This window comes from Pseudomonas sp. 09C 129 (assembly GCF_002843625.1).
In the GTDB taxonomy this organism is placed as follows: domain Bacteria; phylum Pseudomonadota; class Gammaproteobacteria; order Pseudomonadales; family Pseudomonadaceae; genus Aquipseudomonas; species Aquipseudomonas chlororaphis.
The window spans coordinates 6450898-6470588 of sequence record NZ_CP025261.1; the positions used below are offsets into that span (position 1 = coordinate 6450898).

18 protein-coding genes are annotated in these 19691 nt (G+C 65.1%); 9 read left to right on the top strand and 9 right to left on the bottom strand.

The genetic code is table 11. The annotated features are described in order from the left end of the window. Nucleotides 1–50: 50 nt before the first annotated feature. On the bottom strand, nucleotides 51–980 hold the full coding sequence (gene pcaQ, locus CXQ81_RS28805; protein WP_101339492.1) for a pca operon transcription factor PcaQ: 930 nt from the start codon (nucleotides 978–980) through the stop codon (nucleotides 51–53). Between the two features lie 139 nt (nucleotides 981–1119). Between pcaQ and CXQ81_RS28810 the strand changes: the two genes are divergently transcribed. Both CXQ81_RS28810 and CXQ81_RS28815 read left to right on the top strand, forming a co-directional pair. Next, nucleotides 1120–2016, top strand: coding sequence for a neutral zinc metallopeptidase (locus tag CXQ81_RS28810; protein WP_101339204.1), 897 nt, complete (start codon nucleotides 1120–1122; stop codon nucleotides 2014–2016). Then, nucleotides 2016–2993, top strand: a complete 978-nt coding sequence (locus tag CXQ81_RS28815) for a hypothetical protein (RefSeq protein WP_101339205.1) — start codon at nucleotides 2016–2018, stop codon at nucleotides 2991–2993. The genes CXQ81_RS28810 and CXQ81_RS28815 overlap by 1 nt, the downstream gene beginning before the upstream one ends. Before the next feature lie 120 nt (nucleotides 2994–3113). Here the strand turns inward: CXQ81_RS28815 and CXQ81_RS28820 are convergent, their stop codons facing one another. The 3 genes from CXQ81_RS28820 to CXQ81_RS28830 form a co-directional block, all read right to left on the bottom strand. Continuing rightward, the gene (locus CXQ81_RS28820; protein WP_007928904.1) at nucleotides 3114–3707 is read right to left on the bottom strand and encodes an HAD family hydrolase; all 594 of its coding nucleotides are present in this window, start codon (nucleotides 3705–3707) and stop codon (nucleotides 3114–3116) included. Further along, on the bottom strand, nucleotides 3704–4573 hold the full coding sequence (gene tesB, locus CXQ81_RS28825) for an acyl-CoA thioesterase II (protein WP_007928905.1): 870 nt from the start codon (nucleotides 4571–4573) through the stop codon (nucleotides 3704–3706). Before tesB ends, CXQ81_RS28820 begins: the two co-directional genes overlap by 4 nt. Nucleotides 4574–4674: 101 nt before the next feature. Beyond that, on the bottom strand, nucleotides 4675–5244 hold the full coding sequence (locus CXQ81_RS28830; protein ID WP_007928906.1) for a GNAT family N-acetyltransferase: 570 nt from the start codon (nucleotides 5242–5244) through the stop codon (nucleotides 4675–4677). 74 nt (nucleotides 5245–5318) lie between these two features. Between CXQ81_RS28830 and CXQ81_RS28835 the strand changes: the two genes are divergently transcribed. Continuing rightward, nucleotides 5319–6239: a histone deacetylase gene (locus tag CXQ81_RS28835; RefSeq protein WP_007928907.1), complete on the top strand. Its 921-nt coding sequence runs from the start codon at nucleotides 5319–5321 to the stop codon at nucleotides 6237–6239. 1005 nt (nucleotides 6240–7244) lie between these two features. Continuing rightward, nucleotides 7245–8486: a TIGR03862 family flavoprotein gene (locus CXQ81_RS28840; RefSeq protein ID WP_101339206.1), complete on the top strand. Its 1242-nt coding sequence runs from the start codon at nucleotides 7245–7247 to the stop codon at nucleotides 8484–8486. Nucleotides 8487–8664: 178 nt separating this feature from the next. Here CXQ81_RS28840 and CXQ81_RS28845 read toward each other — a convergent pair whose 3' ends face one another. After that, the gene (locus CXQ81_RS28845) at nucleotides 8665–9999 is read right to left on the bottom strand and encodes a DEAD/DEAH box helicase (protein WP_009045762.1); all 1335 of its coding nucleotides are present in this window, start codon (nucleotides 9997–9999) and stop codon (nucleotides 8665–8667) included. A 214-nt stretch (nucleotides 10000–10213) separates the two neighbouring features. On the opposite strand from CXQ81_RS28845, the gene CXQ81_RS28850 reads away from it, so the two are divergent. Together CXQ81_RS28850 and CXQ81_RS28855 are read left to right on the top strand one after the other, a co-directional pair. Beyond that, nucleotides 10214–10669 (top strand): hypothetical protein, encoded by a 456-nt coding sequence (locus CXQ81_RS28850; RefSeq protein WP_085534561.1) that lies wholly within the window; start codon nucleotides 10214–10216, stop codon nucleotides 10667–10669. 289 nt (nucleotides 10670–10958) lie between these two features. Further along, complete coding sequence (locus tag CXQ81_RS28855; protein ID WP_101339207.1) at nucleotides 10959–13826, top strand: discoidin domain-containing protein; 2868 nt, start codon at nucleotides 10959–10961, stop codon at nucleotides 13824–13826. Nucleotides 13827–13898: 72 nt separating this feature from the next. Here the strand turns inward: CXQ81_RS28855 and yedA are convergent, their stop codons facing one another. Next, nucleotides 13899–14813 carry a drug/metabolite exporter YedA gene (gene yedA, locus CXQ81_RS28860; RefSeq protein ID WP_009045765.1) on the bottom strand — a complete coding sequence of 305 codons (915 nt, stop codon included), beginning with the start codon at nucleotides 14811–14813 and terminating at the stop codon, nucleotides 13899–13901. A 161-nt stretch (nucleotides 14814–14974) separates the two neighbouring features. On the opposite strand from yedA, the gene CXQ81_RS28865 reads away from it, so the two are divergent. Continuing rightward, on the top strand, nucleotides 14975–15427 hold the full coding sequence (locus CXQ81_RS28865) for an Lrp/AsnC family transcriptional regulator (protein WP_007930752.1): 453 nt from the start codon (nucleotides 14975–14977) through the stop codon (nucleotides 15425–15427). A 123-nt stretch (nucleotides 15428–15550) separates the two neighbouring features. On the opposite strand, the gene CXQ81_RS28870 is transcribed toward CXQ81_RS28865, so the two are convergent. The 3 genes from CXQ81_RS28870 to CXQ81_RS28880 all read right to left on the bottom strand — a co-directional run bounded on the left by CXQ81_RS28870 (nucleotide 15551) and on the right by CXQ81_RS28880 (nucleotide 17594). Beyond that, nucleotides 15551–16162 (bottom strand): PolC-type DNA polymerase III, encoded by a 612-nt coding sequence (locus tag CXQ81_RS28870; protein WP_007929135.1) that lies wholly within the window; start codon nucleotides 16160–16162, stop codon nucleotides 15551–15553. Between the two features lie 32 nt (nucleotides 16163–16194). Continuing rightward, nucleotides 16195–16674 (bottom strand): NYN domain-containing protein, encoded by a 480-nt coding sequence (locus CXQ81_RS28875; protein ID WP_007929138.1) that lies wholly within the window; start codon nucleotides 16672–16674, stop codon nucleotides 16195–16197. Between the two features lie 137 nt (nucleotides 16675–16811). Next, the gene (locus CXQ81_RS28880; RefSeq protein WP_007929140.1) at nucleotides 16812–17594 is read right to left on the bottom strand and encodes a DUF2076 domain-containing protein; all 783 of its coding nucleotides are present in this window, start codon (nucleotides 17592–17594) and stop codon (nucleotides 16812–16814) included. A 180-nt stretch (nucleotides 17595–17774) separates the two neighbouring features. Here CXQ81_RS28880 and CXQ81_RS28885 point away from each other — a divergent pair, with 180 nt between their 5' ends. Further along, nucleotides 17775–18434: a membrane protein gene (locus CXQ81_RS28885; protein ID WP_007929142.1), complete on the top strand. Its 660-nt coding sequence runs from the start codon at nucleotides 17775–17777 to the stop codon at nucleotides 18432–18434. Nucleotides 18435–18523: 89 nt separating this feature from the next. Next, the gene (locus CXQ81_RS28890; protein WP_101339208.1) at nucleotides 18524–19603 is read left to right on the top strand and encodes an endonuclease/exonuclease/phosphatase family protein; all 1080 of its coding nucleotides are present in this window, start codon (nucleotides 18524–18526) and stop codon (nucleotides 19601–19603) included. The last annotated feature ends 88 nt before the right edge of the window (nucleotides 19604–19691 follow it).

Consider the following 19691-nt stretch of genomic DNA (forward strand, 5'->3'; position numbering starts at 1 on the left):
CAGCAGCCCGACGACTATTGAAAAGCCCCCTCCAATACATAACCAATAGGTTATGGATAACGCCCCTCGCGATAGGCCTGCCCGACCTCCCGCAGCACCTCCACGCACCATTGCGCCGCCAGCGACAGCGGCAGGCTGGCGTTGCTGGAGATGCCCACCGAGCCGCCCGGCTCACGCTGCCCCAGGTCGATCTCGCGCAGCTCGCCATTGGCCAGGTCCAGGCGCACTGCATCCAGCGGGGCGATCCACAGCGCATCGCTGGACAGCACATAACGCCGGCTCAAGGCCACCGAGAGGGTTTCCAGGCGCTGGCGCGACTGGCTGATGCCGCACTGCACGAACAGGCTGTCGGCGAACTTGCGGATGGTGGTGCCGGCCAGCGGCAGTACCAGCGGGTAGCGCTCCAGCACATGCCGATCCAACGGCCCGTGCAGCAACGGATGATCGGGGCGCGCCACCAGGGTCATGGACTCGCTGTACAGATGCTCGAAACTCAGGCCCTGGATCTGCGGGCTGTCCGTCATGCGCCCGACCACCAGGTCGACATCGCCGACCCGCAACTGCGACAGCAGGTAGGCGCTGGGGCCGGTGACCACGCTCACCACCAGCGCCGAATGCCGTTCGTGCAGGCGCCGCACCACCTCCGGCAGCAGCAGGCTTTCGGCGGTCGAAAGCACACCCAGGCGCACCACGCCGGCGGCATATTCGCCACCGCGCAGGGTGTTCACCCCCTCGCGCAGGGCCTGCACCGAGGGCCCGGCGTAACGCAGAAAGGCCATGCCGGCCTCGGTCAGGCTGAGCCCGGCCTTGCTCCGGGCGAACAGCCGGGTGTCGAGCAGTTCTTCCAGTTCCTTGAGGGTTTTCGACATCGCCGGCTGGCTTACCGCGAGCACATCCGCCGCCCGAGCCAGGCTGCCCTGGCGAGACATTTCAAGAAAACATACGAGGTGACGGAATTTGATGCGGGTATCGATGTTCAAAGGAGGCCCCGGATGTGTCGCGACAGGATCGATGCGGCTGCGGGCCATGGTAGCGTGCATGCAAAAGGCTGACGACCGGACTGGCGTCTGCCCTACTCACCAGCAACACTGATCAGCAAATTAGAACGAGGATTCACCCATGCTTTGGAAAAAAGGACGGCGCAGCGACAACGTGGTGGATGCTCGCGATGACAGTGGCGGCGGTGGAGGCGGCGGTCTGCGCTTTGGCGGCGGCAAGGGCCTGAGCCTGACCGCCATTATCCTGATCGTCGGCATCGGCTGGGTCACCGGCCAGGACCCGCTGCAAATCCTCGGACAACTCGCCGGGCAGATGGACCAGTCCTCGGCGCCCGCCACCACCCAGCAGACCCGCCAGGCGCCGCCGGCCAACGACGAGCAGGCGGAATTCGTGCGCTCCATCCTCGGCGACACCGAAGACACCTGGGGCCAGATCTTCCAACAGGCCGGACGCACTTATCAGCAACCCAAGCTCATCCTGTTCCGTGGCCGGGTGAACTCCGCCTGCGGCTCGGCGACCTCCGCCACCGGCCCGTTCTATTGCCCGGCCGACCAGCAGGTGTACCTGGACATGGACTTCTTCCGCGAGATGGACCAACGCTTCTCGGCCGCCGGCGACTTCGCCCAGGCCTACGTGATCGCCCACGAAATCGGCCACCACGTACAGACCCTGCTCGGCGTCTCGGCGAAGATCCAGGCGGCCCGCCAACAAGGCCGGCAGATGGAAGGCGACGGCGGCCTGCTGGTGCGCCAGGAGCTGCAGGCCGACTGCCTGGCGGGCGTCTGGGCCAACCATGCGCAGAAACGCCTGAACTGGCTGGAGCCGGGGGATATCGAAGAAGCCCTGAACGCCGCCAACGCCATCGGTGACGACCGCCTGCAACAGCAAGGCCAGGGCCGCGTGGTACCGGACTCCTTCACCCATGGCAGCTCGGCGCAACGGGTACGCTGGTTCAAGGCCGGTTTCACCCAGGGCCAAGTCGGCCAGTGCGACACCTTCGCGGCGAAGAGTCTGTAATGCGCCGGGTACTGGTGCTGCTCACGTTATGGATGATCTGCGCCGGCGCGCAGGCAGCGGAAAATGGCGTCAAGACGATCAGCCCCGCGCGGCTGAACCTCGAAGGCGGCGAACTGGCCATCGGCCTGAGCCAGGACTGGCAGCGGCCGCTGCCCGAGGTCCAGCGGGCGCTGATCATTGTCCACGGACGCCTGCGTAACGCCCAGACATACCTGCAAAGCGCCGAACAGGCCGCCAGCCAGGCCGGGCAAAGTGCGTCCACCCTGGTGGTCGCCCCGCAGTTTCTCAACCAGAGCGATATCGAGCGTCACCAATTACCCGGTTCGCTGCTGCGCTGGCAGGGCAATGACTGGATGGCCGGCGAGCCGTCCAGCGGGCCCAGGGCGATCAGTTCCTATGCGGTGCTGGACGCGATCATCACGCGGCTGAGCGATCGCCAGCAGTTCCCGTCCCTGACCGAGATCGTCATCGCCGGCCACTCCGGTGGCGCCCAGGTGGTGCAGCGTTTCGCCCTGCTCGGCCAGCACCATCCGGGCCTGGAGGATGACGGCATCAAGCTGCGCTACGTCATCGCCAACCCGTCGTCCTATGCCTACTTCGACGAGCAGCGCCCGGTGAAGGTCGATGCCGGCGCGTGCCCCGGTTTCAACCGCTGGAAGTACGGCCTGCTCAAGCTGCCGGCCTACGCCGCCGGCCAGACCGCGCAGCAACTGGAACAGCGCTACGTCAAACGCGATATCACCTACCTGCTAGGCAAACAGGACACCGACCCGCACCACCCGGCGCTGGACACCAGCTGCGCCGCCGAGGCCCAGGGCGCCTACCGCTTGATTCGCGGGCACAACTACTTCGACTACCTGAAACAGCGCCATCCCCAGGGATTGCAACAGCAATTGATCGAAGTGCCCGGGGTCGGGCATGACGGCGACAAGATGTTCACTTCGCCCGAGGGGCAGAAGGCATTGTTCGGCCAATAAACAGAGTGAGATCAGCAAGAACGCTATCGCGGGCAAGCCTCGCTCCTACAGGTTCGTTGTCGTACCCGGCAGAGGGCTACAACGCAGATCCGTAGGAGCGAGGCTTGCCCGCGATGCTTTTTAAGCCAGCACCATCCGCCGCAGCGCGCTGCAATCCTCGGCATGCCAGTCGGCCAGCTCCGGCCACGGGTTATCCGGCAGGTTGACCAGCACCGTGTGGGTGCCCGCCGCGCGACCGCAATCAAGGTCGAAGCGGTAGTCGCCGACCATCACCATTTCGGCAGGCGCCACCTCCCAGGCCGCGGCCAGCTTCAGCAAGCCGCCCGGGTGAGGCTTGGGCGGTGCTTCGTCGCGCCCCAGCACGTCCTCGACGGCAAAGCAGTCGGCCAGGCCGATGGCCTCCAGGGTGACATGGGCCAGCTCCCGCGCATTGCGGGTCAGGATGCCCAGGCGATAGCCCCGCGCCGCCAGCTCCCGCACCAGCTCCACCGCCCCCGGCGCCGGCCGCGAACCCAGCGCCAGGTCGCGTTCGTGCTCCAGCAGCCAGGCGTGTTTCGCCGCGGCTTCGGCGGCGGGCAAGGCCGCGAGGTGGGTCAGGATGTCGTGCTCCGGCGGGATCCCCAGCGCTTCGCGGATGGCCGCGAAATCATGCACGGCCACCGTCAGGGTGCCGTCCATGTCGAACACCCAATGCCGAACCTCGGCCAGGCTCATGCCCAGTCCTTGCGGTGGCGGATCAGGCCTTCCTGGGTCACCGACGCCACCAGCTGGCCGGCGCGGTTGAACACGCTGCCACGGGAGAAACCACGGGAATTGCCGGCCCACGGGCTGTCCATGGCATACAGCAGCCAGTCGTCGGCGCGTAGGTCGGCATGGAACCACAGCGCATGGTCGAGGCTGGCGACCTGCATGTCCTTCTGCCACACCGACTTGCCGTGGGGCAGCATCGAGGTGGTCAGCAGGCCGAAGTCCGAGGCATAGGCCAGCAGGTATTTATGCAGCGCGGGAATGTCCGGCAGGCTGCCGTCGGCGCGGAACCAGACGTATTTGATCGGGTCCGCCGGCTGCGGGTTGTAGGGGTCTTTCTCGGTGACCGGGCGCACTTCGATGGGCTTGGGGCACAGCAGTTTCTCGCGCATGTGCTCAGGGATAAGGTGCGCGCGCTGCTGGGTGATCTCCAGCTCCGACGGCAGGTTTTCCGGGCCGACCACCTGGGGCATCGTGTCCTGGTGCTCGAAGCCTTCCTCGTCGTACTGGAACGAGGCGCTGCAGGTGAAGATCGGGTTGCCCTTCTGGATCGCCGTCACCCGGCGGGTGCTGAAACTGCCGCCATCGCGTACCCGATCGACCTGGTACACCACCGGCAACGCCGCGTCGCCCGGGCGCAGGAAATAACCGTGCAGCGAATGCACATGGCGGGCCTCTTCGACAGTCTGGCTGGCCGCGGACAGGGACTGACCCAATACCTGGCCGCCGAACAGCTGGCGGAAACCCAAGTCTTGGCTGCGACCGCGAAACAGGTTTTCCTCGATCGGTTCCAGGGTCAACAGGTCGACCAGATCATCCAACACGTGGCTCATTCAGACTCTCCTCACACAGAGCAATGCCGCGCAGTCTTCGCTGCTGCGGTCGATTCAATCGGGTTCACACACATGGGCACACTCCAGATGCCCCCGACCTGCTATCCATGCAAGGTTTCCAACCATTGTTCGCGGTTGATGCGATACAGCACATGATGACGCAGCGGATGCTCGCTGCCGAGCTTTGGGTGATCGAAATCGTCGTGCGCAGCGTGTTGCATGCCGATGGCCTGCATGACTTTCTGCGACGGCAGATTGCTGGTGGTGGTGAAGGCGACGATCTCCTTCAGGGCCAGGCGATCGAAACCACAGCGCAGCGCGGTCCAGGCCGCTTCGCTGGCATAGCCCAGGCCCCAGTGCTCGCGCGCCAGGCGCCAGCCGATTTCCACCGCCGGGGTGAACGGCGCCTCGAAGCCCACCACGCCCAACCCGGTAAAACCGATAAAGGCCCCGGTATCCTTGCGCTCCAGCGCCCACGTGCCAAAACCGTGCTCGGCGAAATGCCCACGGATCCGACCGATCAGCGCGGCGCTTTCCAGGCGGCTCAAGGGGGCCGGAAAATAACGCATCACCTGCGGGTCGGCACACATCGCCGCGAACGCCGGCAAATCCTCGTCGCGCCACTGGCGCAACAGCAGTCGAGCACTTTCGAGTTGCAGTATCGGCTCCATCGTCCCCTCCATTTCCATGCGTGCCAGTCTACATCGCTGGTAGGATCCTTTTCGGATTCCTACATGAAATTGCCATGCCACTGCCGCTGATCTACCACGAAGACTACAGCCCTGAGTTCCCGGCGGAGCACCGCTTCCCCATGGACAAGTTTCGCCTGCTGCGCGACCACCTGGTGGACAGCGGCCTGACCCGCGATGCCGACCTGCTGCGCCCGGAACTATGCCCCAGGGAAATTCTCGCCCTGGCCCACGACCCTGGGTATATCGAACGCTATATGGCCGGCGAGTTGTCGCGGGAAGACCAGCGGCGCCTCGGCCTGCCCTGGAACGAAGCCCTGGCCCGGCGCACCGTGCGCGCCGTCGGTGGCTCGTTGCTGGCCGCCGAACAGGCCCTGGAGCATGGCCTGGCCTGTCACCTGGCAGGCGGCACCCATCACGCCCACTACGACCACCCGGCGGGCTTCTGCATCTTCAACGACCTGGCGGTGATCAGCCATTACCTGCTGGAAGCCGGACGGGTCGGCCGGGTGCTGATCTTCGACTGCGACGTGCACCAGGGCGACGGCACCGCGCGGATTCTCGAACATACCCCGGATGCCGTGACTGTCTCGCTGCACTGCGAAAAAAACTTCCCGGCGCGCAAGGCCAGCAGCGACTGGGACATCCCCCTGCCAATGGGCATGGGCGACGCCGACTACCTGAAGGTGGTCGACGATGCCCTCAATTACCTGCTGCCGCTGTACCAGCCGGACCTGGTGCTGTACGACGCCGGGGTGGATGTGCACCAGGACGATGCCCTGGGTTACCTGAAGCTGACCGACCAGGGCGTCGCCGCCCGCGACGAACAGGTGATGCGCCATTGCCTGGGCCGCGACATCCCGGTGCTGGGGGTGATCGGCGGTGGCTACAGCAAGGACCGCCAGGCCCTGGCCCGGCGCCACGGTATCCTGCACCACAGCGCGCAACGGGTGTGGACGTCATTGGGTTGCCATTGAAAAATGAGCGCCGCCGCATCATCAGGTTGTCATCAAAAGATGGGCGTCTTACCCCCAACCGCTGTGGAGCCGCCTGTGGATAACCTGCGCGTAAGCCGCTGCACGCCAGGCAGTACAAGCCTTCCAGCCCACTGCTCATTTTTCGACCAACACCTGTAGCCGCTGTCGCAGGCTGGGATCGACCGGAACGCTCGCTGGCGTCGGCACTGGCGCTGGAGGTCCTTCGGACCTTGCGCAGCCTGCGGCAGCGGCTACAGAAATGGGGGTCGGTCGCGTCATCGGGTTGTCATCAAAAGATGGGCGTCTTACCCCCAACCGCTGTGGAGCCGCCTGTGGATAACCTGCGCGTAAGCCGCTGCACGCCAGGCAGTACAAGCCTTCCAGCCCACTGATCATTTTTCGACCAACACCTTTAGCCGCTGCCGCAGGCGGCGATCGACCGGAACGCTCGCTGGCGTCGGCACTGGCGCTGGAGGTCCTGCGGACCTTGCGCAGCCTGCGGCAGCGGCTACAGAAATGGGGGCCGGTCGCGTCATCGGGTTGTCATCAAAAAGTGGGGGGGCTTACCCCCAACCGCTGTGGAGCCGCTTGTGGATAACCTGCGCGTAAGCCGCTGCACGCCAGGCAGTACAAGCCCTCCAGCCCTCTGCTCATTTTTCGACCAACACCTGTAGCCGCTGCCGCAGGCTGCGATCGACCGGAACGCTCGCTGGCGTCGGCACTGGCGCTGGAGGTCCTGCGAACCTTGCGCAGCCTGCAGCAGCGGCTACAAAAACCTTCATCAGGCGGTCATGAAATTGTGGGCGCCTTACCCCCAATCTCTGTGGAGCCGCTTGTGGATAACCTGAGTGCAAGGGTCTGCAGGCCATGCCGTACAAGCCCTGCAGAGCACTGAACATTTTTTGATCAACCCCCTGTATAAGCCGCTGCGGGACGCATGGAGCATTGGCGACGGGCCTGCCTCGGGTAGAATGCCTGGCTTATTCCGCCACGCCGCCGCCCGCCATGACCTTATCCCGCACCACCCTGCCCCATCACGTCGCCATTATCGGTGGCGGCCCCACCGGCCTGATGGCGGCCGAGGTGCTGAGCCTGGCGGGCCTGCGCGTCGATCTCTACGACGGCATGCCATCGGTAGGCCGCAAGTTCCTGCTGGCCGGGGTCGGCGGCATGAACATCACCCATTCCGAGGCCTACCCGGCCTTCCTCTCGCGTTATGCCGAACGGGCCCCACAGATGGCCCCGCTGTTGCGCGAGTTCGGCAGCGAGGCGTTGTGCCAATGGATTCACGACCTGGGCATCGAGACGTTCGTCGGCAGCTCGGGCCGGGTGTTCCCCACCGACATGAAAGCCGCGCCGCTGCTGCGCGCCTGGCTCAAGCGCCTGCGCGATGCCGGCGTGGTTATCCACACCCGCCATCGCTGGCTCGGCTGGAATGTCGATGGCAGCCTGCGCATCCACAGCCCGGAAGGCGAAAAATCGGTTCAGGCCGACGCCGTGTTGCTGGCGCTGGGTGGCGGCAGCTGGTCGCGCCTGGGTTCGGATGGCGCCTGGATGCTGCCGCTGGAGCAGCGCGGCGTGCAACTGGCGCCCCTGCAACCGAGCAACTGCGGGTTCGAGGTGCAGGACTGGAGCGATCTGCTGCGCAGCAAGTTCGCCGGTGCCCCGCTGAAGAACGTGGCCATTGGCCTGAACGACGACATACCCCGCCTCGGCGAGTGCGTGATCACCACCACCGGGATCGAGGGCAGCCTGATCTACGCGCTGTCGGCGCCGATTCGCGAGGCAATCAACAAGCACGGCACCGCCACGGTGCATATCGACCTGTTGCCGGGCAAACCCCATGACCGGATCCAGGCCGCGCTGAGCAAGCCACGGGGCTCGCGCTCCATGGCCAAGCACCTGCACAGCCAGGTGGGCATCGAGGGGTTAAAAGCCGCGCTCTTGCGTGAACTGACCAGCGCCGACTGCTTCGCCGACCCGGCGCTGCTGGCCAAGGCGATCAAGGCCCTGCCGCTGACCCTGGTGAAAACCCGGCCCCTGGACGAAGCCATCAGCAGCGCCGGCGGGGTGACGTTCGAGGCCATGGACCAACGCCTGATGCTCAAGCAATTGCCCGGCGTGTTCTGCGCCGGGGAGATGCTCGACTGGGAAGCACCCACCGGCGGCTACCTGCTCACCGCGTGTTTCGCCAGTGGGCGGGCAGCGGGGTTGGGAATGCTCGAGTGGTTGCGGGAAAAGGCCTGAACCCGGCCTACGCCCTGTAGCCGCTGCCGAGCGAAGCGAGGCTGCGAACGGCCGCGCAGCGGCCGCCAAAGCAAACGACCCGGCTTCTCCAGGAGAACCGGGTCGTTTGGTTTTACGAGGACTGCGTCCTCGATCGCAGGCTGCGCCAGCGGCTACAGGGGCGGTGTTGGCCTCTGGCTTACGGCTTGCGCTTGCGCGGCCCGGTGTTGAACGCCGGCACCTTGCGCACCGGTTTCACCGCCGGGGCTTCGGCCACTTCGCCGCTGTCCACCCACTTGCCCAGGTTGCGCTTGCCGCCACCGCCGGAAGTCTTGGGTTTCTTCGGCTTTTTCGGCTTCTTGATCACCTGGCCGCTGGCGTCGGTTTCCGGCACCCGGTGCTCCGGGATGAAGTCCGGCTCGTCGTGGCGCTTGAGGGTCTGGCGGGTCAGCATCTCGATGGCCGACAGCAGGTTCACTTCATCGGCGCACACCAGCGAGATCGCCTCACCGGTGGAGCCGGCGCGGCCAGTGCGGCCGATGCGGTGGATGTAATCCTCGGCGACGATCGGCAGATCGAAGTTGACCACCAGCGGCAAGTCCTCGATGTCCAGGCCACGGGCCGCGACATCGGTGGCCACCAGGATCTGGATCTCGCTGGCCTTGAAGCGGTCCAGCGCCCGCTGGCGGGTGGCCTGGGGCTTGTCGCCATGGATGCCGTCGGCGTTCACGCCCTGGCCCTGCAGCCTTTCCACCAGCGCGTCCACGCCGTTGCGGGTCTTGGCGAACACCAGCACCTGCTTCCAGCGGTTCTTGCGCAGCAGGTGGCTGAACAGCTCCGGCTTGCGCTTCTTGTCCACCGTCACCACCCATTGCTTGACGGTGTTGGCGGCAACGTTGCGCGGGCTGACTTCGATGCTCAGCGGGTCGTTGAGCATCTGCCCGGCCAGCAGGCGGATGTCATCGGAGAAGGTCGCGGAGAACAGCAGGGTCTGACGCTTTTTCGGCAGGGCGCGATAAATGTTCGCCAGCTCTTCGGAAAAGCCCAGGTCGAGCATGCGGTCGGCTTCGTCCAGCACCAGGGTCTGCAACTGGTTGAACTTCAGCGCGTTCTGGCGGAACAGATCGAGCAGGCGGCCCGGCGTGGCCACCAGCAGGTCAACGCCGCCGCGCAGCTTCATCATTTGCGGATTGATGCTGACGCCGCCGTATACCGCGTAAGTGCGCAGCGGCAGGTTCTCGGCGTACTGGCGCACCGCTTCGTGCACCTGTTCGGCCAGTTCGCGGGTCGGCACCAGAATCAGGGCGCGCACCGAGTTGGCGGTGACTTTCGGCCCTTCCATGGCCAGCAACTGCAACAGCGGCAAGGCGAAGCCGGCGGTCTTGCCGGTGCCGGTCTGGGCCGCGGCCATCAGGTCGCGACCGCCCAGCACCGCCGGAATGGCTTGCGCCTGCACCGGTGTCGGGGTCTGGTAGCCAAGCGTTTCGAGGGCGCGCAGCAAGGGTTCGATCAGGCCAAGAGTGGCGAATGTCATGGGGATACCGTAGGGAAGTTGTCAGCGCAGGTGTGCAATGGGCGGCAGTTTACCCTAATTCAGGCGGGTTTCTTTCGGGCTGACGAGTTGCCCCGCTACAGCTCGCCAGCTGGCGGGCATGAAGAATGCGGGTGGACGCGCCTTGAGGTACGGGAGGAGAATTCAGCCCCTTTTTTCCCTATCGCACCTTTGAAGATCCAGGAGCCTGACCTGTATGGATACACCCAACCCCTTCCAGACACCGACCGCCGAATTGCAGACCCCGGCGGCGACTGCGCCATTGCGCCTGTACAGTATCAACGCTGTCGGCCTTGCCACCTTCCTCGGCACTTCCGTGGCGGGGTCCTACATGATCGCCGCCAACCTCAAGGCGCTCGGCCGTGAAAGCGAAGTGAAGAAGGCCTGGTACATCGGTATCGGCCTGCTCATCCTGATGATGGTGCTGGGCGCGGTGCTGCCGGAAAGCGTTCCAGCCGTGGTCTTCGTACTGCCACCGATTTTTGCGATGAACACCTACGCACGCCAGCTCTTCGGTCCGGTTGTCATCGAACACAAACTCAGCAAGGGGCCTTTCTTCTCGTTGTGGCGCGTCGCCGGGATCAGCCTGCTGTTCATGCTGGCCTTCGTCCTGGTACTGCTAGCGCTGGTGATGCTGTCCAACCCGGACTGAGTACGACAGGCTGGAACAAAAAACGCCGGGCAATGCCCGGCGTTTTTGCTCGCGCGCTACCCGACACTCTCAAGCGGAGGCCTCTTCCAGGCATCACGTAAAAATACCTTGCGCCCGGACACCGAGCGTTTCGGACGGGTACGAAAAGCCGCCGGGTCAATGTACAGGGCAGTGACCCACCGCCTATGATCCCGGCCGCCGGCACACCTCCTTATTCATCACTTACCCGCACAGGCACTCTGTCGATCCCGATCGGCTGGGGGGCGTCCGTGCGGTTTCAGGAATGGTTATGCCTCGCTTCAGATTGACCGCGCTTTCCCGCGCCCACCGCCTTTACTGCGCCAGCCTCGCGGCGGCCGTACTGTTGCCCGTGAGCGGCGAGCTACTGGCCCAGGAGACCGGCTCGCAGGCTCCGGCCGCCCAGAGCGGCCCCTTCATCAACCTCCAGACCCTCGCCCCGGGAGCCCGCAGTACGGCCGAGGTCGGCACCCAACGCCTGCAACAGGAAACCGGCCTGAGCATCCGCAGCCTCGTGCCGACCACGGCCGATGGCTTCAAGGACCTCAGGGTGCTGGTCGGCAAGACCCATAGCCGCAGCTTGCAGCCGGAGGACGAAATGATTGTCGCCAGTCGCGCCGATGGCAGCTTCGTCGCGCTGTTGCCGCAAGCCAATGCGATCATTCGTGGCACCGCCGATGGCCAGCAGTCGCTGTTGCGCTTCGACGGCCCGCAACGCCCGGCCCATGCCCAGGACTCCCTGGAAGTCCCGGGCAAGGAGCAGCCCAACCTGCTCGAATCGCGCAGCGGCCAACGCAGCTATCAGCTTGATCGCAGCGCCAACGGGGACATCCTCATCGACCTGCTGGCAGGCTTCTCGGAGGCGTCGGCCAGGTTTATCGGTGACCCCGAAGCCTATGCCCTGGCGCAGGTGGTGGCGGTCAACCGCGCCGTGCAGCAATCGCAGATCCAGGGCGTGCGTTTACGCCTGGTAGGTACCCAGGTGGTCAGCGATGACATGCCGATCACCACAGGCTCCCTGAGCCAGGTCAGCAAAGTGTTCGCCGACGGCATCAAGCAGTACAGCCCGGACCTGGTCGCCAGCTTCGTGCGCGGCGTCCCGGGCCAGGACACGGCCGTCGGCTGGGCCTACGTCAACGGGCGCTACTCGATCAACTACATCAATGGGCCGACGGTGTTTCGCCATGAACTGGCGCACAACATCGGCGGCAGCCACTGCTCGGACGGCAAAAGCTACCGCTTCGGTTACAACAACGGCCGGGTCGGCACCATCCTCTGCGGCAACCAGGTGCCCTACTACTCCAACCCGGATCTCAAGGACAGCCGTGGAGTGCCGCTGGGCGATGCGCAGACCGCGAACATGGCCAGGGTCTGGCGCGAGAACGCAGCGAAGATCTCCGCCTACGCGCCTGCCGTGGTGCCCCTGGCCGACGAGCAAGCCACACCCTTGCTGCAACAGTCGGTCGATCTGGCCAAGGACGAAATACGCTACTTCCCCCTGGACGTCCCCAGCGGCACCCAGCGCCTGGTGTTCAGCGTGACCCAGGGCCCGCAGAACGAGTCGTCGAGCAAGGTCCAACTGCTGCTCAAGCAGGGCAGCCAGCCAAGCGTCAGCGACTATGACTACCGTTCCCTGGAAAACAACGGCGTGGCCCTGGCGGTCAACGATCCGCAGGCCGGCCGTTGGTACCTGGCGTTGCGTGTGGAAAAGAACAAGAGCGTGGCCGGCATGGTGATCGAGGGTCACGCCTTCGCCACCCAGAACGAAACCGTCAAGGCGCGTTATGTGCGGCTGGTGGCCAATTCCTCGGTGGATGGCAAGGAAGGCGCCAGCATCGCCGAACTGCACCTGGCCGATGCCCGCGGCAAATCCCTGCCCCGCGGCTGGCGCATCCACTCCGCCAGCAGCACCCAGGCCGGTTCGCCCGGCAGCAACATCCTCGACGGCAACCCCAAGTCCTACTGGGCCTCGGCGACCGGGGCCGGTTATCCCCATCAACTGGTGATCGACCTGGGCACCGAGAGCCGCTTCTCCCAGTTGCATTACCTGCCACGCCAGGACCAGGGCCTGAGCGGCAATATCAAGGATTACCAGGTGTATGGCGGCGCCGGCCCGGACGGTCCGTGGACGCTGCTCGCCGATGGCGAATTCAGCGCCGACAACGAGGTCAAGTCCGCCGCCCTCAAGCCGGTCGACGCCGACCTGCCGCCGGTGGCGGTGATCAATGGCAAGACCGAGGCCGAGGCCGGGCAGCAGGTGGTCCTGGATGCCTCCGCGTCCAGCGACCCGCAGGGCAATGCCCTGAGTTACGCCTGGGAAGTGACGCCGGCCCTGGACTTCAGCTTCGACGGCCCGCGCCTGAGCTTCAGCGCGCCCGAACGGGCCAGCGACACCCGCTACCGCTTCACGTTGAAGCTGAGCAACGGCAAGCAGAGCAGCAGCGCCAGCCATGAAGTGCTGGTCAAGGCCGGCGGCAACGCGGCCAGCTGCCAAGCCCAGTGGGAAGCCGGCAAGGTCTATACGGAGAAAAACCAGGTGCAGCACAAGGGTCGCCAATACATGGCCCGCTGGTGGGTACAGGGCAGCGAACCCGGCAATCCGAACTTCACCGGCGCCGACGGCAGCGGCAAGGTGTGGAAGGATCTGGGACCATGCGACAACGACACTCAGGTCGAGCCACCGCTACCGAGCATCAACGGTGCGACCCAAGCCAAGGCCGGCGAGCAGGTCCGGCTCGACGCCTCGGGCTCCAGCGACCCCGCGGGCCTGCCCCTGGAGTACCGTTGGAGCGTCACCCCGAGCCTGAGTTTCCAGGCCAACGGGCCGCAACTGACGTTCATCGCACCGAAGACCGGCAAGGACGCCAACTACCGCTTCAGCCTCGAACTGAGCAACGGCCATCACACAGCGGTCAGCGAGCACAACGTGAAGGTCAGCGTCGAGGAAGGTGGACAACCCAGCCTCTGCCTGGGGCAATGGAACGCGAAGAGCGCGTACCTGACCGGCAACAAGGTCAGCCACAACGGCCACTTCTATACCGCGCGCTGGTGGACCCAGGGCAATGAACCGGGTAACCCGGCGTATACCGGAGGCGAAGGCAGCGGCAAGGTCTGGCGCGACGAAGGCGCCTGTAACTGATGCCCCTGTAACTGCCCCCCGGGCGAACGCAGCGCGCTCGCCCGGGGGTTCAGGCAATCACGACCGCCAGTGTCAGGCAGTCGTTTCTTCCGCCAGCACTTTCACTTTCGGTCGGCTCCACTGCGGCAGGCCGATCAACACCACGGCACTGATGATCACCACCATCGCCAGCGCCTCCTCCAGGCCGATGGTCTCGCCGACAAACACGATCCCCAGCAGCACCGCTACCGCCGGGTTGACGTAGGCATAGCTGGTGGCCGCCGCCGGACGCACATGCTTGAGCAAGTACATGTAGGCGTTGAAGGCGATGATCGAGCCGAAACCGATCAGGTACGCCAGGGCTGCCCAGCCTTCGATCGGCGGAACGGCGGCCAGTTGCTCGCCGCTCAACCAGCTGCCGATCAGCAGCACCACGCCGCCCACCAGCATCTCGACGGCACTGGCCATCGCCCCTTGCGGCAACGGCAGGTGCTTGCTCCACACCGAACCGAAGGCCCAGGCCGCCGCCGCGAACACCAGCAAAGCCGCGCCGGTCGGGCTCGACTGCAGGTTGGAGCCGAGGTTGAGCATGGCGATGCCGATCAGCCCGAGGACGATCCCGGCCCATTCCAGGCGAGTGTTGCGCGCCCCCCAGAAGTAACCGCACAGCAGGGTGAACAACGGCACCGTGGCCACCGCCAGGGCCGCCACTCCGGACGCCACGCCCATGTGTTCGGCGACAGTGACCGCGCCATTGCCGCAGCTCAGCAGCAGGATGCCGATCACCCCCGCCGCCCGCCATTGCGCCCAGGTCGGTGCCGGCGCCCCGCGCCAACGCAGGAAGCCGTACATCAGGCTGCCGGCGATAACGAAACGGATGCCGGCGAGCATCAGCGGCGGCCAGTATTCGACACCGATACGGATCACCAGGTAGGTCGACCCCCAGATCACGTACAACGCAAAAAAGGCGGCAATCAGGGGCAAGGGAAAACGGCGTAGGCCAGGCATGGGAAGCTCGAAGACAGGACGAGGGAGAGGGTTATTCTAGAAAGCCGGCCGGCGGAACTTAAGTTACAAAACCTGTTTAAAGCATCGGTACACTTTTCAAAACATGGAGATTCTGGCTATAAACCATGCTTTCGAAAGTCGCTGAGTTTGAGAGCCTTATCATGGATAAATATGACCGCATGCTCCTCGCCGCCCTGCTGGAAAATGGCCGGGCGAGCTACGCCGAGCTGGCGCGCAAGGTGAACCTCTCCGCCCCCGCCGTGGCCGAACGGGTGGCCAAACTCGAAGCCAGCGGAGTGATCACCGGTTACCAGGCCAAGGTCGACCTGGCCAAGCTCGGGCTGCCGATCCAGTGCGTGATCGAACTGCGCATGGCCCAGCACGGCAATCAGAAGGCCTACGACGAACTGAGCCGGATCCCGCAACTCACCGAATGCCAGCGGGTCACCGGCGATCCGTGCGTGATCATGCGCGCCGCCGTCGGCTCGATGCCGGAGCTGGAAGAGCTGATCAACCGGGTGGCGAAGTACGGGTTCAGCAAGACCTCGATCGTGCTCTCCAGCGCCATCGAACAGCGCGTGCCGCTGGGGCATCTGGAAAGCAACGGCAAGTGAACCCAGCCAGCGCCGACTGTAGCCGCTGCCGCAGGCTGCGATCGGCTCCGAAGGAGACGCGCTCTTGAGGGCCTCGGAAGGCTCTTCGAGCCTTATCGCAGCCTGCGGCAGCGGCTACGGGAGTCAGGCGCCGCGATGGCGCTTGAGGTGTTCGCCGATCTTGGCGGCCGGCACTTTCTGCAATTTGCACAGGAAATCGTGGGACAGCTCGCGCAGCCCGTGTTTCTGCCGCAGCTCCAGCGCCAGGTGGGCGGTGAGGTTGGCGGCCATTTCCGCATCGGCCATGGCCCGGTGAGCCTGGCCGGTATGGGGCAGGCTGGCGAAACTGGTGAGGGTGCCGAGCTTGTGGTTGGGCGCCGCCGGCATCAGCCGTCGCGCCAGCAACAGGGAACAGGCGAAGTTCTGCAAGCGGGTGCGCTTGATCCGGCCGAGTTCGTAGTCCCAGAACTTCTGGTCGAACGCAGCGTTGTGCGCCAGCAGCGGCGTGGTGCCGACGAACTCGTTGACCTCGTTCATCACCTGCTCGGCCGGCGGCGCGCCGCGCAGCATGGCGTTGCTGATGCCGGTCAGTTGTTCGATGAAGGCCGGCACCCGCACGCCGGCGTTCATCAGGCTCTGGTAACGCTCGACGATGCGCCCCTGCTCAAGGATCACCACGGCGATTTCCGTGGCCCGGCAACTGCTGCTCGGGGAGATCCCGGTGGTTTCAAAGTCGATGACTGCGATGCGTTCCAAACCTGTCCAGCTCCGTACAAAAAATAGTCAGCTCAGCTTTTGAGCAGTAGCGCGCCTTCGATCGGCACGTAGCGCGTGGCCGCGCGAATCAGCGAATTGGCGGTCAACCCCGGCACGCCATAGGCCACCGCTTCGACCCCGTGCTTGCTGATGATGCGCTCGAGCAACAGGTCGAAATCGCCATCACCGGAAGCCAGCACCACTTCGTCGACATGGGCGGCGGCGTCCATGATGTCGATGGTGATCCCCACGTCCCAGTCGCCCTTGGCCGAGCCGTCGCTGCGCTGGATATAGGGTTTGAGTTTTACCGTGAAGCCCAGGTTGCGCAGGATCTGCTGGAACTGCTGCTGCTTGCTGTCGCCCCGGTCGATCGCATAGGCGTAGGCCTCGACTATCTGCCCCTGCTGGCTGATATCGGCCCACAGGGCGGCATAGTTGAAGTGGCAGCCATAGGCCTGGCGCACGGTGTAATAGAGATTCTGGACATCGGCGAACACAGCGATTTTTTTCACCGCTTATCCTCATGGCGCTCACGCGCGCGAACTGGGCCGGGACTCAAACCCTGAAAAGTCGCCCAGTATGCCAGCCAGAAGGAAGGTTCCGCGAATAATCGGTCCGGGACGCTGTTGCGTTCCGGACCGATGGCGGATCAGACGAAGGAATCGTCGTCGGAAAAGAACGAGCTGTCGTCGTTGCCGTAGTCGGCATCGCTGAAACCACCCTGGTCGTTGTTGCCCCAGGAGTCGTTGTTGGCCATGCGCTGCTCGTCATTGCCCCAGCCACCCGCGTTGTCGCTGGCGGGCGCCGGTTCTTCCTTGATCACTTCGACGATTTCCTGCGGCTGCTGGTTGCCGTGGAACAGGCTGCTGAGGCCTTGCGCCAGCATCACGCCACCCGCCACACCGGCGGCGGTTTTCAGCGCGCCGCCGAGGAAGCTGCTGCCAGCCGCGGCCGGAGCCTGCTGAGGTGGCGCGGCATAGTTTTGCTGGGGATAGCTCTGTTGCGGGTAGTTCTGCTGCGGCTGCGGGTTGAACGCCGGCCGCGCCGGTTCGCGCCAGCCACCGCCGGACGAGGCCGGAGCGCTTTGCGTCGGCGCCGGCTGCGGATCGCGGGAACCGCTGCCGAAGATGCTCGAAAGGAAGCCGCCACCGCTGCTGGGCGCCGGCGCCGCGGCCTGGGACCTGGCCTGCTGCAGCTCGGCCTGCAGTTGCTGGACTTGCTGGGTGAGTTGTTTGTTCTGCTCGTCGAGGCTCTTGATTGCCGCCTCTTGCACCAGAATCGCCTGGGTCATGAAATACCCGGCGGCAGGCTGCCGGGTCAGATGCTCCTTGATCCGCGCCTCGGCCTGGGCGTCGCGCGGGGCTGAATCCTTCTCGGCTTGCTGCAACCGTGAAAACAGTCCATCGATCAGGGTTTGCTCTTCGCTGTTCATGGCGACCTCTTTAGATTGCCGGTAAAAAACGGGGCCTTGTCCGTCATGCGCAAGGTGCAACCAGTAATGGGGCTGCCCAGCGAGCTTTCAATGGCCTTTACCTAACGTTTACGTTTGCTCGCCCCGGGGCTGCATCGGTTAAAGTGTCCAACCGCTTTTTGTGATCTGCGATAACCACTGATGAATCCGTTAACCGTTCTGCGCGACTCCCTGTACTTCTGCCAGCGCAACCTGGGCCGTATCGTCCAACTGTGCCTGCCGCTGGTGGTCCTCGAAGCGCTGCTGCAGCAGGCGGTCGACAGCTCGCTGGGCCCCGAGGCCTTTCCCGGCTACAGCGTGATCGTCGGCCTGCTGATCTACCCGCTCTACACCGGGGTACTGATCCTGTTTCTAGATGCCCGCAGCCGTGGCGAATCGCCATTGGCCCGCGACCTGCTCGCCGCGACCGTCAGCCTGTGGCCGCGCTTTGCCCTGCTGACCGCCATCAACACCCTGCTGATCCTGCTGGGCCTGTCGCTGTATTTCCTGCCCGGGCTGTGGCTGATGGTGACCCTGGCCTTCGCCGAATACCTGCTGGTGCTCAAGGGCCTGCAACCACTGGCCGCGATCAAGGAAAGCTTCCGCCTGACCCGCGGGCACTTCCTGCGGATCCTGGTCTGCATCCTGGCCGTGATGGCCCCGTTGTGGGTGCTCAAGGGCGCCAGCCTGGCGGCGTACCCCGAGCCGGGTCCGATGCTGTCGCTGCTGATCGAAAGCGCCCACAGCTTCCTGCAGTTGTTCACCAGCGTGGTGGTATTCCGCCTGTTCATGCTGATCGGCGACTCGCCTGACCAGCAATGACCCCGGGGGCCGACCGCTCTACCCCTTGGGCCGCGGTCCCGCTCTCGGTTATGCTCGGGCTCAATCCAGCAACGCCATAAGCCGAGCCGATGCCCCGCCTATTTCGCTTCATCCTCCTGGGCCTGCTGATCAGCGCAGGCCTGTTATCAGCCCTGGTCTACAGCCTGACCTGGCGCCCCGACGCCAAGGAGTCGCTGCCGGTCGCCTGCACCGGCAAGGTGCCCAGCCTGGTGCCGGGCCAGGCGCTGAAGGTGATGATCTGGAACGTGCAGTACCTGGCAGGCAAGCGCTACGTGTTCTGGAACGACCAGGCCCAAGGGCCGGACGAGCGCCCGACCCCGGAAGACATGGCCTTCAGCCTGGACGAAGTGGCCCGGGTGATTCGCGATGAACAGCCGGACATCGTGCTGGTGCAGGAGCTGGACGACGGCGCCAAGGCCAGCGGCTACCAGGACCAGCTCAAGCTGCTGCAGGAACGCCTGACCGACCTGTATCCGTGCAGCACACAGGCCTTCGACTGGAAGGCCGACTTCGTACCCTCCCCGCACATCTTCGGCAGCGTCGGCCGGCAACTGGCGACCTTGAGCCGCTACCGCATCGAACACGCCGAACGCCTGCAATTGCCGGTGCCCGAGGCCAATCTCCTCAGCCGCCAGTTCCAGCCGAAAAACGCCGTGCTGGTCAGCTACCTGCCGTTAAGCGACGGCGGGCAGATGGCGGTGCTCAACACCCATCTGGAGCGCGCGACGAAACCCGACGACACCCTGCAAGCCCAGGTGAACGCGGTCACCAGGATCCTCGACCGCTTCGAAGCCCGTGGTACGCCCTGGCTGATCGGCGGCGACTTCAGCCTGCTGCCCCTGGGCCAGTACCAGCGGCTCGCCCCCGAGCAACGCACGCCCTACTCCGCCGACAGCGCGCTGCACACGCTCTGGGACAAGTACCCGATGATTCCCACCAACAACGAAGCCAGCGGTATCGACCGCGCCCTGTGGCTGACCCACTACCCCAACGACCCGGCCCTGAGCGGCCCGGATCGCACCGTCGACTACCTGTTCCACAGCCCGCGGCTCAAGCGAGTCGAGGCCCAGGTACGGCAGGACGACACCCTGCGCATCTCCGACCACCTGCCACTGATTGCCCGCTTCCTGCTGCCCGCCGCACCGTAGCCGCTGCCGCCGATCGGCCGGAACGGTCGCTGGCGTCGGCACTGGCGCTAAAGGTCCTGCGGACCTATCGCAGCCTGCGGCAGCGGCT

What these genes read in the sequence shown, in the direction of transcription:
- CXQ81_RS28810 (WP_101339204.1), top strand. Translation starts at nt 1,120, where the DNA reads ATGCTTTGGAAAAAAGGACGGCGCAGCGACAACGTGGTGGATGCTCGC.
- CXQ81_RS28815 (WP_101339205.1), top strand. Translation starts at nt 2,016, where the DNA reads ATGCGCCGGGTACTGGTGCTGCTCACGTTATGGATGATCTGCGCCGGC.
- CXQ81_RS28820 (WP_007928904.1), bottom strand. Translation starts at nt 3,707, where the DNA reads ATGAGCCTGGCCGAGGTTCGGCATTGGGTGTTCGACATGGACGGCACC.
- tesB (WP_007928905.1), bottom strand. Translation starts at nt 4,573, where the DNA reads ATGAGCCACGTGTTGGATGATCTGGTCGACCTGTTGACCCTGGAACCG.
- CXQ81_RS28830 (WP_007928906.1), bottom strand. Translation starts at nt 5,244, where the DNA reads ATGGAGCCGATACTGCAACTCGAAAGTGCTCGACTGCTGTTGCGCCAG.
- CXQ81_RS28835 (WP_007928907.1), top strand. Translation starts at nt 5,319, where the DNA reads ATGCCACTGCCGCTGATCTACCACGAAGACTACAGCCCTGAGTTCCCG.
- CXQ81_RS28840 (WP_101339206.1), top strand. Translation starts at nt 7,245, where the DNA reads ATGACCTTATCCCGCACCACCCTGCCCCATCACGTCGCCATTATCGGT.
- CXQ81_RS28845 (WP_009045762.1), bottom strand. Translation starts at nt 9,999, where the DNA reads ATGACATTCGCCACTCTTGGCCTGATCGAACCCTTGCTGCGCGCCCTC.
- CXQ81_RS28850 (WP_085534561.1), top strand. Translation starts at nt 10,214, where the DNA reads ATGGATACACCCAACCCCTTCCAGACACCGACCGCCGAATTGCAGACC.
- CXQ81_RS28855 (WP_101339207.1), top strand. Translation starts at nt 10,959, where the DNA reads ATGCCTCGCTTCAGATTGACCGCGCTTTCCCGCGCCCACCGCCTTTAC.
- yedA (WP_009045765.1), bottom strand. Translation starts at nt 14,813, where the DNA reads ATGCCTGGCCTACGCCGTTTTCCCTTGCCCCTGATTGCCGCCTTTTTT.
- CXQ81_RS28865 (WP_007930752.1), top strand. Translation starts at nt 14,975, where the DNA reads ATGGATAAATATGACCGCATGCTCCTCGCCGCCCTGCTGGAAAATGGC.
- CXQ81_RS28880 (WP_007929140.1), bottom strand. Translation starts at nt 17,594, where the DNA reads ATGAACAGCGAAGAGCAAACCCTGATCGATGGACTGTTTTCACGGTTG.
- CXQ81_RS28885 (WP_007929142.1), top strand. Translation starts at nt 17,775, where the DNA reads ATGAATCCGTTAACCGTTCTGCGCGACTCCCTGTACTTCTGCCAGCGC.
- CXQ81_RS28890 (WP_101339208.1), top strand. Translation starts at nt 18,524, where the DNA reads ATGCCCCGCCTATTTCGCTTCATCCTCCTGGGCCTGCTGATCAGCGCA.